Source organism: Kocuria sp. HMSC066H03, assembly GCF_001812045.1.
GTDB lineage: Bacteria > Actinomycetota > Actinomycetes > Actinomycetales > Micrococcaceae > Kocuria > Kocuria rhizophila.
The window spans coordinates 650,511-665,109 of the sequence record NZ_KV807506.1; the positions used below are offsets into that span (position 1 = coordinate 650,511).

Annotated in this window: 11 protein-coding genes, 1 tRNA gene and 1 other RNA gene; 10 read left to right on the forward strand and 3 right to left on the reverse strand. The window is 71.4% G+C overall.

The window, feature by feature from the left end:
- The first annotated feature begins 261 nt into the window (after positions 1–261).
- Positions 262–2,208 (forward strand): ExeM/NucH family extracellular endonuclease, encoded by a 1,947-nt coding sequence (locus tag HMPREF2833_RS06370; RefSeq protein ID WP_070637005.1) that lies wholly within the window; start codon positions 262–264, stop codon positions 2,206–2,208.
- Between the two features lie 265 nt (positions 2,209–2,473).
- Positions 2,474–2,869 (forward strand): hypothetical protein, encoded by a 396-nt coding sequence (locus tag HMPREF2833_RS06375; RefSeq protein ID WP_039101639.1) that lies wholly within the window; start codon positions 2,474–2,476, stop codon positions 2,867–2,869.
- A gap of 188 nt (positions 2,870–3,057) precedes the next feature.
- Here HMPREF2833_RS06375 and HMPREF2833_RS06380 read toward each other — a convergent pair.
- Positions 3,058–3,142: transfer RNA gene (locus HMPREF2833_RS06380), tRNA-Ser, on the reverse strand.
- Between the two features lie 152 nt (positions 3,143–3,294).
- Here HMPREF2833_RS06380 and ffs point away from each other — a divergent pair.
- The 7 genes from ffs (at position 3,295) to HMPREF2833_RS06415 (ending at position 10,632) form a co-directional block, all read left to right on the forward strand.
- An RNA gene (gene ffs / locus HMPREF2833_RS06385) (signal recognition particle sRNA small type) lies at positions 3,295–3,385 on the forward strand.
- A gap of 67 nt (positions 3,386–3,452) precedes the next feature.
- Positions 3,453–6,662, forward strand: coding sequence for a DNA polymerase III subunit gamma and tau (locus HMPREF2833_RS06390; protein WP_039101638.1), 3,210 nt, complete (start codon positions 3,453–3,455; stop codon positions 6,660–6,662).
- A gap of 176 nt (positions 6,663–6,838) precedes the next feature.
- Positions 6,839–7,444, forward strand: coding sequence for a recombination mediator RecR (gene recR / locus HMPREF2833_RS06395; protein WP_012397356.1), 606 nt, complete (start codon positions 6,839–6,841; stop codon positions 7,442–7,444).
- Between the two features lie 151 nt (positions 7,445–7,595).
- A complete protein-coding gene (locus HMPREF2833_RS06400) occupies positions 7,596–8,882 on the forward strand; it encodes an aspartate kinase (RefSeq protein WP_019309895.1) in 1,287 nt (428 codons plus the stop codon).
- 16 nt (positions 8,883–8,898) lie between these two features.
- Complete coding sequence (locus HMPREF2833_RS06405; protein ID WP_039101637.1) at positions 8,899–9,372, forward strand: MarR family winged helix-turn-helix transcriptional regulator; 474 nt, start codon at positions 8,899–8,901, stop codon at positions 9,370–9,372.
- The gene (locus HMPREF2833_RS06410) at positions 9,365–10,276 is read left to right on the forward strand and encodes a 3-methyladenine DNA glycosylase (protein WP_070637006.1); all 912 of its coding nucleotides are present in this window, start codon (positions 9,365–9,367) and stop codon (positions 10,274–10,276) included. The genes HMPREF2833_RS06405 and HMPREF2833_RS06410 overlap by 8 nt, the downstream gene beginning before the upstream one ends.
- Positions 10,273–10,632 carry a Rieske 2Fe-2S domain-containing protein gene (locus HMPREF2833_RS06415; RefSeq protein ID WP_070637007.1) on the forward strand — a complete coding sequence of 120 codons (360 nt, stop codon included), beginning with the start codon at positions 10,273–10,275 and terminating at the stop codon, positions 10,630–10,632. Before HMPREF2833_RS06410 ends, HMPREF2833_RS06415 begins: the two co-directional genes overlap by 4 nt.
- Before the next feature lie 13 nt (positions 10,633–10,645).
- Here HMPREF2833_RS06415 and HMPREF2833_RS06420 read toward each other — a convergent pair whose 3' ends face one another.
- Both HMPREF2833_RS06420 and HMPREF2833_RS06425 read right to left on the reverse strand, forming a co-directional pair.
- The gene (locus HMPREF2833_RS06420) at positions 10,646–11,302 is read right to left on the reverse strand and encodes a response regulator (protein WP_039101634.1); all 657 of its coding nucleotides are present in this window, start codon (positions 11,300–11,302) and stop codon (positions 10,646–10,648) included.
- Positions 11,299–13,014 (reverse strand): sensor histidine kinase, encoded by a 1,716-nt coding sequence (locus tag HMPREF2833_RS06425; RefSeq protein ID WP_070637008.1) that lies wholly within the window; start codon positions 13,012–13,014, stop codon positions 11,299–11,301. The genes HMPREF2833_RS06420 and HMPREF2833_RS06425 overlap by 4 nt, the downstream gene beginning before the upstream one ends.
- A 173-nt stretch (positions 13,015–13,187) precedes the next feature.
- Here HMPREF2833_RS06425 and HMPREF2833_RS06430 point away from each other — a divergent pair, with 173 nt between their 5' ends.
- Positions 13,188–14,573 (forward strand): CitMHS family transporter, encoded by a 1,386-nt coding sequence (locus tag HMPREF2833_RS06430; protein WP_070637009.1) that lies wholly within the window; start codon positions 13,188–13,190, stop codon positions 14,571–14,573.
- The last annotated feature ends 26 nt before the right edge of the window (positions 14,574–14,599 follow it).

Here is a 14,599-nt window from a genome sequence, read left to right on the forward strand (position 1 = left end):
GGCCGAGCGGGTGCTCCCCCAGTGCCCCCGGTCGTGCGCGGCAGCCCGTCCCTGGGAACCAGGGAACCAGGGAGCCAGGGAGCCAGGGAGCCAGGGAGCAGCGTGATGCACCTCACGGAGAGTTCACTTTCCCGTCATGACCTGGTCTCTTGCTCTTCCTACGCTCGCTGGCAGCAGTGCTGGACCGAAAGAACCGGTCGCCCCCTCTCGATCGTTCACCCCGTCGGCACCACTTCCACAGCCCATGCCCAGGAGATCACCGTGCAGACACCCCACTCCGCCACCCCCGCCAGCGCCGTGCGCCGTGGCGCGCTGGCCATCTCGCTCAGCGCCGCGCTGCTCACCACGGGACTCGGTGCCGCCCCCGCCTTGGCCGCGCCGAGCACCACGAGCATTGCCGCCATCCAGGGGACCGGTGAGAGCACTCCCCTGGCGGGCCAGACCGTCACCACGGAACCCGCGGTGGTCACCGCGGTGTACCCGCCAGGACCCGGGTCCCTCGGCGGATTCGTGATCCAGACGCCGGGCTCCGGAGGGACGATCACCGGGACCACGGCCTCCACCGGGCTGTTCGTCTACACCGGGCAGGCGCCCGTGACCGTGCAGAAGGGCGATGCCGTGCAGGTCACCGGAACCGCCGGCGAGTACAAGGGCCTCACGCAGCTCTCGGGAAACGTGAGCGTCAAGAAGGTCGTCAAGAAGGTGGCACCCGTCAAGCCGGTCACCACCGACTGGGCCTCCACCACCTCCTACCGGGAGAACCTGGAGTCCATGGTGTACCAGCCCCGGGAGAACTTCCGGGTGGCGGACACCTACGGTGTGGGTCGCTACGGGGAGCTCGGCCTCTCGGCGGGCTCGGCGCTCCCAGCCCAGCCCACCGACGTCGCCCTGCCCCGCAGCCCCGAAGCGGAGGCGCAGGCCGCGCGCAACGACGCCATCTCGGTGACCCTGGACGACGGCACCAACCGGGGCTTCGCCGCGAGCCCCCAGCAGGAGGCGCGCACCGTCCCGTACCTGGATCCCCAGAACCCCGTGGAAGTGGGCGACCGCGCGAAGATCACCGCTCCCGTGATCGTGGACTATCGGCACGACTCCTGGCGGTTCCAGCCCACGTCCGAGATCACCCGGGGCACTGAGCCCGCCCGCTTCACCACCGCCTCCGACAAGACCCCGCGCGTGGGAGGTCAGATCTCCGTGGCCTCGTTCAACGTGCTGAACTACTTCACCACCACGGGACAGCAGAAGAAGTGCAAGGGCGGCAACTACTCCACCGACGGCACCTACAACGTGGCCCAGGGCTGCGACGTCCGCGGCGCCTACGACGCGGCGGACCTCCAGCGCCAGCAGGCCAAGACCGTGGCGGCAATCAACCAGCTGGACGCCTCCGTGGTGGGTCTCATGGAGATCGAGAACTCCGCCAAGCTGGGTGAAGAACCGAACGAGGCGCTCGCCGCCCTGGTGGGCGCGCTCAACGGTGCGGCCGGCTACGAGAAGTGGGCCATCGCCCCCGTGGACGCCTCCCAGCTGCAGCCGGTGGCGGACCAGGACTTCATCACCAACGCGATCATCTACCAGCCCGCCGAGGCGAGCCTGATGGGTGAGGCCCAGGCGCTCGGCACTGAGGCGGGCGCCGGCGGGGCCTTCGAGAACGCCCGGACCCCGCTGGCGGCGTCCTTCACCGCCACGCAGGGCAAGGGTCGCGGCTCCAACGACCCGATCACCGTGGTGGTCAACCACTTCAAGTCCAAGGGCTCCGGACCCAAGAACGGCCCCAACGCGGACGCCGGGGACGGGCAGGGTGCCTGGAACGCGGCCCGGGTGGCCCAGGCCGAGGCGCTGGTGGACTGGATCCCGGAGCTCACGGACCGCGCCGGATCCGAGGACGTGGCCCTGCTGGGCGACTTCAACTCCTACACGCAGGAGGACCCCATGCAGGTCCTCTACTCGGCCGGCTTCGTCTCCGCACCCGCGGCCGCCGAGCACACCTACGTGTACGGCGGGCAGGTGGGCTCCCTGGACCACCTCCTGGTCTCGCGAAGCCTGCAGCAGCGCACCACGGGCGCGGACGTGTGGAACGTCAACTCCGGTCAGTCGCCCCTGTTGCAGTACGCCCAGTACCGCACCACCGCGCTGGACTACTACCGCCCCGACGCTGCCGCCTCCTCGGACCACGACCCGGCCATCGCCGGGTTCCGGGCGGGCCGGTAGCAGCTCGCCCAGACGACGTGCCCCTGTGGCCGCCACCTGGCGGTCGCAGGGGCACTGTCACGCCCCCGCAGTCCGCACGGTCGGGTCGTGAGGTTTTTCCATGAGCAATCATGCGTAATTTTCACTCGCGAACCCACGGTCCGCCGTGGGCGGGGCTACGATCCTGCTGTTCTGATCACCCTCGGGCGCAGGAACGGATCGGCCGGGCTGTCGATCACCGAGCACTGCAGAATCCCCAGTGCGCCCCCTCTGCAAAGGACCCACCATGGTCACCACCGCGCCCCTGCGCCGTTCCGTCGCCGCCACCATCCTCGCACTCGCCCTGGCCGCGGGTCTCTCCGTGGCCGACGCCGCGCCCGCCGAAGCCGCGAGCTCCGCCAAGCCGTGCACCGCAAGTGTCTCCGTCAAGAACCCCCGCCAGTGGACCACCACGGTGGTGAACGTGTCCCGCGTGGGCGCCAACGCCAAGGTGACCACCCGCGCGAAGTACAAGACCACAACCAACACCAAGCAGGCCAAGGCCTCCGCCCGCGGCACCGCCGCAGTGAAGTACCCGATCGCCGGGGCAACCCCGGGCCGCACGGTCTGGGTGGATGTCACCGCCGTCTCCGGCAAGACCACGTGGAAGTGCTCCACCTCGTTCACGCCTCGCCGCAAGTAGTTCCCGTCCTGGCTGCGGGGCCCGTGGCCGCCGCAGCCAGAGAGGTTTCCGGACCGGCACAGCGATTCCTCGGGTGCGCCACGTCGGCGCCGGGGCGGCATGAAAAGGCCGCAGGTCCTACCAGGACCTGCGGCTCCGAATGACATGAGCCGCGACAACGTGAACGTTGTCGCAGCTCATGTCTGCTGCGGAGGATGGGGGATTTGAACCCCCGAGGGCGTTAACCCAACACGCGTTCCAGGCGTGCGCCATAGGCCGCTAGGCGAATCCTCCAGGCACGCACGTGTTCCGCTCTCGCGGGGCACGTGCGGCAATCAGCATAGCCGAACTCCCGTCCAGCGCGCGAATCCGCACCCGCCTGGGCGTGGAGGACGCGGAGGATGGCCGGTTCGAACTCGGCGCGCGCTTGGGCTAAAGTAGTGGCCAGCCCCTCGTGTGGCGCCATCTCGTAAAACTCCCCCAGGGCCGGAAGGCAGCAAGGGTATACGGGCTCTGGCGGGTGCACGGGGGGTCTTCACGTTCCTGGCTCCCCATGCGTGCGCGCCCCCTGAGGGCGTCTGCGACCCCCGCTAGAGTCTTGTCTGTGACTACCGCCCTGTACCGCCGCTACCGCCCGGAGACCTTCGAGGATGTCATCGGTCAGGAGCATGTGACCGAGCCGCTGATGACCGCGCTGCGCAAGAACAGGGTCAACCACGCCTACCTCTTCTCCGGACCCCGGGGCTGTGGCAAGACCACGTCCGCCCGCATCCTCGCCCGCTGCCTGAACTGCGCCGAGGGGCCCACGGCCACCCCGTGCGGACGGTGCGAGTCCTGCCAGGACCTGGCCCGGGACGGTGCCGGCTCGCTGGACGTCATCGAGATGGACGCCGCCTCCCACGGCGGCGTGGACCACGCGCGTGACCTCCGGGAGCGCGCCACCTTCGCACCCGTACGGGACCGCTACAAGATCTTCATCATCGACGAGGCCCACATGGTCACGCGCGAGGGCTTCAACGCGCTGCTGAAGATCGTGGAGGAGCCGCCGGAGCACGTGAAGTTCATCTTCGCCACCACGGAACCCTCCAAGGTGCTCACCACCATCCGCTCCCGCACGCACCACTACCCCTTCCGGCTGGTGCCGCCCGAGCCCCTCATGCGCTACCTCGAGCAGCTGTGCCAGGAGGAGGGCGTCACCACCGAACCCGGTGTGCTCTCCCTGGTGGTGCGCGCCGGTGGCGGGTCCGTGCGCGACTCGCTGTCCGTCCTGGACCAGCTCATGGCGGGCTCGGACGAGCGCGGGCTCACCTACGACCTCGCGGTCGCCCTGCTCGGCTACACCCACGCGGCTCTGCTGGACGACGTCGTTGACGCCTTCGCCGCCGGGGACGCCGCCACGGTGTTCTCCTCCGTGGACCGCGTGATCCAGACCGGGCAGGACCCGCGCCGCTTCGTGGAGGACCTCCTCGAGCGCTTCCGGGACCTCGTGGTGGTCAACGCCGTCCCGGATTCTGCCGCCAACATCCTGCACGGTATGCCCACGGACCAGATCAACCGCCTGCGCAACCAGGCCACCCAGCTGGGCGCCGCAGAACTCTCCCGCTCTGCGGACATCACCAACGAGGCGCTCAACGAGATGACGGGGGCCACCTCCCCGCAGCTGCACCTGGAGCTGCTGTGCGCCCGCATCCTGCTGCCCTCCGCGGACGACACCACCCGCGGCATCACCTCCCGCGTGGACCGGCTGGAGCGGCGCCTCAGCATCCCGCGGGGCGCCGGGATCCGGCAGGGCGGCCAGGAGGTGCCCGCTGCATCGGGAACGGTGGAGCAGAGCGACGCGCCCGCAGCTCACGCACCCGGTGCTCCCGAGATCGCACCCGTGGCCCCCGACGCGTCGTCGGACCCCGACTCCTCTGCGGCCCCCGCCCGTGAGCCCTCGGACCCGACGCCGTCCGGGCCCGTCCGGCAGGACGGCTCGGAACCGGGCCGCTCCGCCATGACCACACCGGACATCGCCGAGCCCTCGATCCCCGAGGACGAGGCGGAGGATCCGCAGGGCAGCGAGCACCCCGCCGCCGGCGAACCGGTCCCAGAGGGCGCCCGCGGTCCCCAGGGAAGTCACCCGCCCGCAGACGGCACCACGTCCGCCCCCGAAGCCGCAGCACAGAACAACGTGTCCGACCAGCCCCGCCCCGGGCGTGAACGCGGTGGATCCGCCACCGGTCGTCCCGCCGGTCGAGACACCGCAGCAGCACAGGGACATCAGGCTGCTGCTTCTCAGCACGCCGAGCACTCCGGCGGGAGCGACTCCGGCGGGGGCGACGCCGCCGCCAGTGACGTCACGAGCGGCGAGCTGGAGCTGCTGCGATCCTCCTGGCCGGAAATCGTGTCCGCGCTCGCGGAGATCCGGCGTGTGGCCTGGGCCATCACGGTGCGCGGCACCCCCATCTCCTACGAGAGCTCCACGCTGCGCATCGCCTTCGAGGGTGACGGCGACATCATGAACTTCCCCCGCTTCGAGGCAGACGTCCGCGCTGCCATCCAGAACGTGGTGGGTCTGGAGTGCGCGGTCGAGGCTGTGCGTCCCGGGGACACGAGGGGCCAGGGCGGCGGCGCAGACGGACCGTCTGCCGGCCCCGGGAAGGGCCCTGGTGGGCGAGGTCCAGCACCCCGCGCCCCTCGCGGCCCCTCTGCCACGGCCCCGTCGTCCCCCCAGGAGCAGCCGGACTACTTCCGGGAGCCGGAGGGCTTCGGAGTCAACCGACGACGGCAGGCGCCGTCCTCCGATGAAGCGGGCCCCGGGTCCCCGCAGGGATCGTCCGCGCCACCGTCCCGGGAGGGGGCCGGTGGGCAGCCAGCCTCACAGGAGCCGCAGCCGCGCCGATCGCGCGGCTCCGACACCGCACCACCGGAGGACGACGAACCGGTCACCTCGTGGTCCGTGGCCGCGATCCCCCAGCCGGGCACCGAGACCGGAGAGAGCCGAGCGAGCTCCGAGTCACAGGGCACCCAGGCACCCCGGGAGCCCGGCCCCGCAGACACCGCGTCTTCCTCGGCGCCGCCGGTCGACCGGACGTCCGGGGCAGCCGGGGATCCCGGCACCGCCACAGGCCCCGATCCCCGGCCCGGAAACCCGGCACCGGACGGCTCCGGTTCCCCCACCGGTGAGCCCCTCGCCCGTGACGGTCGTGGGCGCCGCGCACCGGGCGCCGCGGCCATGGACGGGCCCCAGGGAAACGAGCAGGCAACCGGTTCCGAGAGCGGCGCGGCGAGGTCTGCTCACGTCCCCGACCCTCGGAACGGCGGCTCCGCAGTGGGAACCCAGGACGACGACGCACTGCGGCCCAGCCCTCACGGTGGGAGCCGGCAGGACCACGGCCCGTCGACCACGCTTTCTCACCGCCCCTCCGCCGACCGCGGTCCCGAGTACTGGAGCCCCGAAGAACCGCCCCCTCCACCGGAGGACGAACCCCCGGCGGACATGTACGACGAGCCGAACCCGTCGGCGTCACCGGCCTCTGCGTCTGCCGCACCCTCCAAGGCCGCGGAGAGCTCCCCGGGCAGCACGGGCGGCCCGGGAACCCCGCGTCGCGGCTGGCGCGAGCGCCACGCGGCAGCCATCGCGGCAGCCAGCGGAGGATCCGCGAAGATCGCGCCGCCCAGCACCCGCAGCCCCGGCGTGGACGACGAGAACTTCGTCCCGGGCGCGGACGACGAATCCCTGGAGGACTCGTCCCTGTACGGAAAAGCCGCGATCGAACGCATCCTGGGTGGGATGCTCATCGACGAGCGGGCGCACGACGCGAGCCAGTGACCCGGCGCGCCGCGACGGCCCGCCCGGCACGACAGGACGCCACAGCGTGCCGCGCACCGAGCCGCAGGGCCGCGTAGCCGCCCTCCCGCGACACTGCCCCACCGCGACACCGCACCACCGTGCGGTGACCCGCCGGCCCGCGGCTCCGGCCACCACCATCTTCCCGAAGGAGCACCGTGTACGAAGGACCGGTCCAAGACCTCATCGACGAGCTGGGGCGCCTGCCCGGCGTGGGCCCCAAGTCCGCGCAGCGCATCGCGTTCCACCTGCTGGACGCGGACAAGGACGAGGTCCAGCAGCTCGTGGACGCCATCTCCACGGTGAAGACCTCCGTGTCCTTCTGCGTGATCTGCGGCAACGTGACCGAGCAGGAGGAGTGCGCCATCTGCCGGGACGCCCGCCGGGACCGCAGTGTGATCTGCGTGGTGGAGGAGTCCAAGGACGTGATGGCCATTGAGCGCACCCGCAGCTACCGCGGGCTCTACCACGTGCTGGGCGGCGCCATCTCCCCGCTGCAGGGAGTGGGCCCGGACCAGCTGCGCATCCGGGAGCTGATGACCCGGCTGTCGGACGAGACGGTGCAGGAGATCGTCCTGGCCACGGATCCCAACCTCGAGGGCGAGGCCACGGCCACGTACCTGTCCCGGCTGCTGAAGACCCTGGGCATCCGGGTCACCAGGCTGGCCTCCGGGCTGCCGGTGGGCGGTGACCTGGAGTACGCGGACGAGGTCACACTGGGCCGCGCGTTCGAGGGCCGCACGGTGGTCTCGGAGGCCACGTAGGGCAACGCGCTGGCCCGCCGGACGGTGCGCCTGCCTGCCCGGAACCGCCCCGTGATCCCGTGATCGGCTGTCCCCCGAACCAGTAGCATGGAGCAGAATCCCCGAGACCGCCCGCCCGCACAGGGCAGGTGCCCGTCCGCGAGAGGAATGCATGAGCCTCATTGTCCAGAAGTTCGGCGGCTCGTCGGTCGCCGATGCCGACGGCGTCCGCAGGGTCGCCCGGCGAGTGGCCGAGACCCGCAACGCCGGCAACCAGGTGGTCGTGGTCGTCTCCGCCATGGGCGACACCACCGACGACCTCCTGGACCTCGCCAACGAGGTGGCCCGCAAGCCACCCGCCCGCGAGCTGGACATGCTGCTGACCTCCGGCGAGCGGATCTCCATGGCGCTGCTGGCCATGGCCATCTCGGACCTCGGGGTCCCGGCGCAGTCCTTCACGGGCTCCCAGGCGGGCATGATCACGGACGGCGCCCACGGTGCGGCCAAGCTCGTGGAGGTCAGCCCGCTGCGGGTTCAGGAGGCGCTGGACAACGACAACGTGGCGATCATCGCGGGCTTCCAGGGCATGAACCGCTCGTCCAAGGACATCACCACGCTCGGCCGTGGCGGCTCGGACACCACCGCCGTGGCGCTGGCCGCAGCCCTGAAGGCGGACGTGTGCGAGATCTACTCGGACGTGGACGGCGTGTACTCCGCGGATCCGCGCATCGTGCCCTCGGCCCAGAAGCTGGACCGGGTCTCCTCGGAGGAGATGCTGGAACTGGCGGCGAACGGCGCCAAGATCCTGCACCTGCGCTGCGTGGAGTACGCCCGCCGCTTCAACGTCCCGCTGCACGTCCGCTCGTCCTTCACCCACAACGAGGGCACCTGGGTCCTGCCCAGCCCCGACGAGATCCTCACTCCCCAGAAGGAGATCCCCTTGGAACAGCCGCTGATCGCCGGTATCGCTCATGATCGCAGCCAGGCCAAGATCACGATCGTGGGCGCGCCGGACCACCCGGGCATCGCCTCACGGATCTTCCGCCTGCTCGCGGACTCCGAGGTGTACGTGGACATGATCGTGCAGAACGTCTCCACCGGCGAGCACCCGCTCACGGACGTGTCCTTCACCCTGGACGAGTCCCAGGGCACGCTGGCCATGAACCTGCTGCGCGCCGCCGAGGAGAAGATCGGCTACACCCGCCTGGACTACAACAGCGAGGTGGGCAAACTGTCGCTGGTGGGGGCGGGCATGAAGACGAACACGGGCGTGGCCTTCCAGTTCTTCCAGGCGCTCGCGGACGCGAACATCAATGTGGACATGATCTCCACGTCCGAGGTCCGCATCTCGATCGTGACCTCCGTGGACAAGCTCGACGAGGCCGTGCGCGCCGTCCACACGGCCTTCGACCTGGACTCCAGCGAGGAAGCGACCGTCTACGGGGGCACGGGGCGCTGACCCCTGCGCACCTGCCATGACCACACGCCCCACGCCTGCCGAGGACCCGCTGGCCCTGTCCAACCAGCTGTGCTTCTCCCTGTCCGTGGCCTCGCGCATGGTGGTGCACAGCTACCGCCCGGTCCTGGAGCCGCTGGGTCTGACCCACCCGCAGTACCTGGTGATGCTGGCCCTGTGGGACCGCCACCCGCGCACGGTCAAGGACCTGGGTGAGCACCTCATGCAGGATTCCGCCACACTGTCCCCGCTCCTCAAGCGCCTGGAGGCCCGCGGGCTCATCACCCGGGAGCGGGATCCGGGCAACGAGCGGGCGCTCGCCGTGACCGTCACCCCGGAGGGCGCGGCGCTGCGGGAGCGTGCCGTGCAGGTCCCGGAGGAGATGATGCGCCGGCTGCGGGTCACCGCGGAACAGGTGCAGCGGCTCAACGAGGAGATGCACCTGCTGATCGCCACCGCACAGGAGAACGAGGAGGACGGCACCCGTGCGTGAGGTCCTCAGCCGGGAGCAGTGGACCCGGAGGGAACGGGCCCACCAGGACCGGGTCTCCCGCTGGACGGAGCCGTTCCTGGAGCGCCGTTCCCGCGGGGAGAAGCACCCCGTGGAGGACTTCCTCTTCACCTACTACACGCTCTCCCCCGCGCAGTTCACCCGCTGGCACCCGGGCCCCGGGGTCGTCCTGCTCGACGCCCCGGAGCGTGCGGACTGGAAGTTCTACCGCCCCGCCACCGCCGCGGAGCTGGCCGCCACCGTGGCTGTACGGGAGGCCGCGAGCGGCGTCGTCGTGGATGCGGACGCTTTCCTGGCCAAGCGTGAGACGGCGGTGAAGTTCACACGCGAGATCCTGGCGAACACGGCCGGGAAGACCGGCACGTTCGACTGCTTCGGGCTGCACGAGTGGGCCATGGCCTACCGCGCGGACGAGAACGGAGTGCGCCACGAGAACGCGGCGCTGCGCCTGGGCGCGAGCGGCACCGATGCCGTGGTTGAAGGGCACCGGATCCGGTGCTCGCACTTCGACGCGTTCCGCTTCTTCCAGCCGCAGGCCGTGGAGCGCAACGAGCTGCAGCCCACGCGCGAGGCCCAGCGCACCATGGAGCAGCCGGGGTGCCTGCACGCGAGCATGGACCTCTACAAGTGGGCGTACAAGCTGCTGCCCGCGGTGGACTCGGAGCTGCTCGCGGACTGCTTCGAGCTCGCGTGGGACGTGCGCGTCACGGACATGGAGGCCTCCCCCTACGACCTCGCGGACTGGGGCTACGAGCCCGTGCGGATCGAGACCACCGAGGGCAAGGCCGAGTACGTGCGGCGGCAGCGCGCGTTCGCCGCACGCGGCACCGCGCTGCGGCAGCGCCTCGTCGCCGCCACGGACCGCATTCTGGCGGCCGCCGCGTGAGCTGGCAGCAGGTTCCCGACGCCGCCGCGGCCGCCAGCGCGCTCGCGGCCCCGTCCAGCGCGGTCCCGGTGCGCGTGGGGGACGCCGCCCTGGTCCTCACACGGGACGCGGCCGGAACCCTGCGGGCCCTGTCGAACGAGTGCCCGCACCAGGGCGCCACCGTGTGCCGCTCGGCGGAGCAGAGCGCCGATGCGCTGGAATGCCCCAACCACTACTGGGTCTTCGACCTCGCGGGCACGTTCCAGGGATCCCGGCTGGCCCTGGACATGGGCCGCACCGCGCCCCCGGACCCGGCCAAGAACCTGCCGGAGGTCCCGTGCCGGGAGGTGGCCGGTCTCGTCGAGGTGGACGTGTGAGCCCCTGCCCGGTTCAGTCCCGCGCCACGTACCGGTGCTCCGGGCGGCCCCTGCTGCCGTAGCGCAGCTCCAGCTGCACCGTGCCCCGCTGCACCATCTGGGACAGGTAGCGCTGGGCGGTGGCCCGGGAGATCCCCACGGCACGGGCCACGTCCATCACGGTGACCTCCCCGCCGTCGGCCACGGCATCCGCCACCGCGGACTCGGTGGCCGACGCCGCGGTGCCGGCCGGGGCGTCGTCGGCGCCGGTCATGGCACGCCGGGCGCGGTCGATCGCCGACTGGGACAGAGGCCCGGGGGCGTCGAGCTGGCGGCGGTACCGCGCGTAGGCCCGCAGCTTGGCCATGAGCACCTCCGGCTCGAACGGCTTGAGCAGGTACGCGAGCGCGCCGCGGCGGAACGCCGTGGCCACGGTGGCCCGCTCGGAGGCCGCGGAGAGCACGAACGCGTCCACGTCCACGGCCCGCAGCACATCCAGCCCGGAGCCCTGGGGAAAGTAGACGTCCACGAGGACGAGGTCCGGGGCGTGCTGCTCGACTGCCGCGGCCACGGCCCGCAGGTCGTGCACCGGTGGCAGCGCCTCGAAACCCGGCACGGAGTTCACGTAGCCCACGTGCAGGGCGGCCACGTGGAAGTCGTCGTCGATGATCAGGACTCTGAGGTCGCTCACGGGTTCTCCTCCGCGGTCGGGAATGTGGGTGGGGCACCGGCCAGCACGCCGGGCAGCCTGGCGGCGAACACGGCGCCGAGCCCGTCCGCCCCGCCACCCGGATCCGCGAGCCACACGTCCCCGCCCATGGTGCGGGCGAGCCGCCGGGACAGGCTGAGCCCCACCCCGTGGCCGTGCACCCCGGCCTCGGCGCCCGCGCGCGTGCTGACCCCGGAGGCGAAGATGTCCAGACCGGGTGCCACCCCGGCCCCGGAGTCGGCCACCGCGAGGTGCAGCGTGGAGCCCTCGCTGAGCAGGTCCACCTCCACCCAGCGATCGTCCGGCTCCGCCGGGGCCGCGTCGATCACCGCGGCCACGGCGTTGTCCACGAGGTTGCCGAGGATCGCGGTGACGTCCTGGGCCTCCACGAGCTGGCCCGCCAGGGCGGTCTCGAGCCCCACGCGCAGCTGCACCCCGCGCTCGTGGGCCTGCACGCCCTTGGCGCCGATGAACGCCCGCAGGAACGGTTCCTCCACCGCGGTGATGTTCTCCACCGGGTCCCGCACGGGTCCGGAGGCCATGATCTCGGCCACGTAGTCCCGCGCGTGCTCGTGCTCCCCGTTGCCCAGCAGCCCGGAGATGGTGTGCAGCCGGTTGGCGAACTCGTGGCGCTGCGCCCGCAGGGCGTCGGTCATCGCCTGCATGGCGGTGAGCCGGCTGCGCAGGTCCTCCATGGCCGTGAGGTCCCGCAGCAGGACCACCTGGCCCAGGTCCACCCCGTCCCGGTGCACGCTCTGCACCTGCGCCCGGATCGTGCGACGGGAGGTGTCCAGGCGCACCACCACCTCACCGGACCCGCTCCCGGAGCGCTGCCGCGTGATCGCGTCCGTCAGCGCGGCGTCGAACCCCGCCTCGGTGTAGGGACGGCCGACGACGTCCGCGGCCTCCGCGCGCCGCGGCAGCTCGAGCATCACCCGGGCGGCCTTGTTGCGGATGCTGATCCGCCCGTCCGGGCCGATGCCGATCACCCCGTCCTCCACCCCGTAGAGCACGGCCTCCTGGTCCCGGACGAGCTGCGCCATCTCCTCGGGCTCCAGCCCCAGTGTGGTGCGCCGCAGCCAGCGCACCAGCAGGGCGGCGGCCCCCGCGGCGAGCGCGACGGCCAGCACCGCGATCACGAGGATGGAGGCAATTGCCCGCTGCAGCTGACCCGTGACGGCCGCGACGGGGACCCCCACGCTGACCTCCCCCACCACACGGTCCCCCTGGCGCACGGGCACCTTGGCGCGCACCGAGTCCCCCAGGGTGCCGGCGTCCCGGGACACGGACTCGTGGCCGCCCAGGGCGTCGGGGGCGGTGCTGACCCTCTGACCGAGAGAGTCGGGGTTGGGGTGGGACATGCGGATCCCCTGGTCGTTCGTGACCACCACGAACAGGGCACCCGTGCTCTGCCGGACGGCCTCGCCGCGCCGCTGCACCGGCCCCTCCGCGAGCGCGGCGGGGTCCAGGGCGGTGGCCCCGGCCCGCGCCGCGGTCTCGGAGACGACCACCGGGTCCACGGCCAGGGTGCGTGCGATACCCAGGGCCTCCTGCTCCGCCTGGTCGTACACCCGTTCCACGGTCAGCACCACCACGGCCGCGAGGCACAGCGCCACGATCCCGGCCACGATCGCGAAGAGCACCACCATCATGCGGGTGGTGAACGTTCCCGCGGGGGTGCGCTCGCTGCTCATGCGCTCATCCTAGGGGTGCGCCACGTCACCGAGCAGAAAGAGCACAAAGGGGTCAACGAGCACAACGTCCCGCAATGAGCACAACAGGGACGTGATGCGCCTCTCACTCCTACGGTGTGATGAGCCGCACGCCCGACGTGCCCCGTCCCCTTCCCACCACCCAGGAGTCACTGATGCTGGTTCTGCTCGGGTTCCTGATGATCGCCACGTTCATGGGCCTCATCATGACCAAGCGCCTCACCCCGCTGCTCGCACTGATCATCGTCCCCACCGTCTTCGGCCTCTTCGCGGGCGCCGGGCTGGGCATTGGGGACATGGTCATGGAGGCCGTCAAGGACATGTCCTCCACGGCCGCGCTGCTCATGTTCGCGATCATCTACTTCGGCCTGATGATCGACGTGGGCCTGTTCGACCGGCTCGTGAACCTCATCGTGCGCGCCACCGGTCACGACCCCGCCAAGGTGGTGGTGGGCACCATGATCCTCACCGCCCTGGTCTCCCTGGACGGGGACGGCTCCACCACGTACATCGTGGTCACCGCGGCCATGCTGCCCGTGTACCAGCGCCTGGGCCTGAGCCCCGTGGTGCTCACGTGCATCGCGGGCCTGACCAACGGCGCCCTGAACATCGTCCCGTGGGGCGGGCCCACCGCCCGTGCGGCCGCCGCGCTGCACGTGGAGGCCACGGACATCTTCCTGCCCATGCTCCCCTCCCTGGCCGCCGGGCTGGTGGTCATCTTCGTCTTCGCCGTGCTCCTGGGCCGCTCCGAACGACGCCGCCTGGCCGCCGCCGATCCCGCCCGCTGGGGCCGCGGAGCGGCCGTGGGCTCCGGCGCCCCGGGTGCCGGCACCCCGGGTGCCCGAACCGCCAGGACCCCTTCCCCGCTGCTGACCGGCGAGGGCCTCACGAACACCGCCCTGGACCCGAACCGTGAGTCCCTGCGACCGCAGCTGTTCTGGTTCAACCTGTCCCTCACGGTGCTTGTCATGGTGCTGCTCGTGGCGGACGTGGTGCCCCTGCCGTACCTGTTCATGGTGGCCAGCGCGATCGCCATGGTGGTGAACTTCCCCAGGATGTCGGACCAGGGCAAGATGCTGGCCTCCCACTCCTCCTCGATCATCGCGGTGGTCTCCATGGTCATGGCGGCGGCGGTGCTCACGGGCATCCTGTCCGGCACGGGCATGGTGGATGCCATGTCCCAGTGGCTCGTGGACGTGATCCCCTCCAGCATGGGCCCGTACCTGGCCGTCCTGACGGGTCTGATCAGCATCCCCGCCACGTTCTTCATGAGCAACGATGCGTTCTACTTCGGCGTGCTCCCCGTGCTCACCGAGACGGGCGCGCACTACGGGATCCCCGCGGTGGACATGGCCCGGGCCTCCATCACGGGCCAGCCGGTGCACATGCAGTCCCCGCTGGTGCCCGCGATCCTGCTGCTGGTCTCCCTCGCGGGCGTGGAGCTCGGCGACCACCACAAGAAGGTGCTGTGGCGGGCCCTGGTGGTCTCCCTGGTGATGCTCGTGGTGGGCCTGCTGGTGGGCGCGGTCGGCATCGGCTGAGCGCGGCACGGCGCCCGGGTGCGCGG

Bases quoted from the DNA above. Each gene is read 5' to 3' on its own strand.
- HMPREF2833_RS06375 (WP_039101639.1), top strand. From the start codon at position 2,474: ATGGTCACCACCGCGCCCCTGCGCCGTTCCGTCGCCGCCACCATCCTC.
- HMPREF2833_RS06400 (WP_019309895.1), top strand. From the start codon at position 7,596: ATGAGCCTCATTGTCCAGAAGTTCGGCGGCTCGTCGGTCGCCGATGCC.
- HMPREF2833_RS06405 (WP_039101637.1), top strand. From the start codon at position 8,899: ATGACCACACGCCCCACGCCTGCCGAGGACCCGCTGGCCCTGTCCAAC.
- HMPREF2833_RS06425 (WP_070637008.1), bottom strand. From the start codon at position 13,014: ATGAGCAGCGAGCGCACCCCCGCGGGAACGTTCACCACCCGCATGATG.
- HMPREF2833_RS06430 (WP_070637009.1), top strand. From the start codon at position 13,188: ATGCTGGTTCTGCTCGGGTTCCTGATGATCGCCACGTTCATGGGCCTC.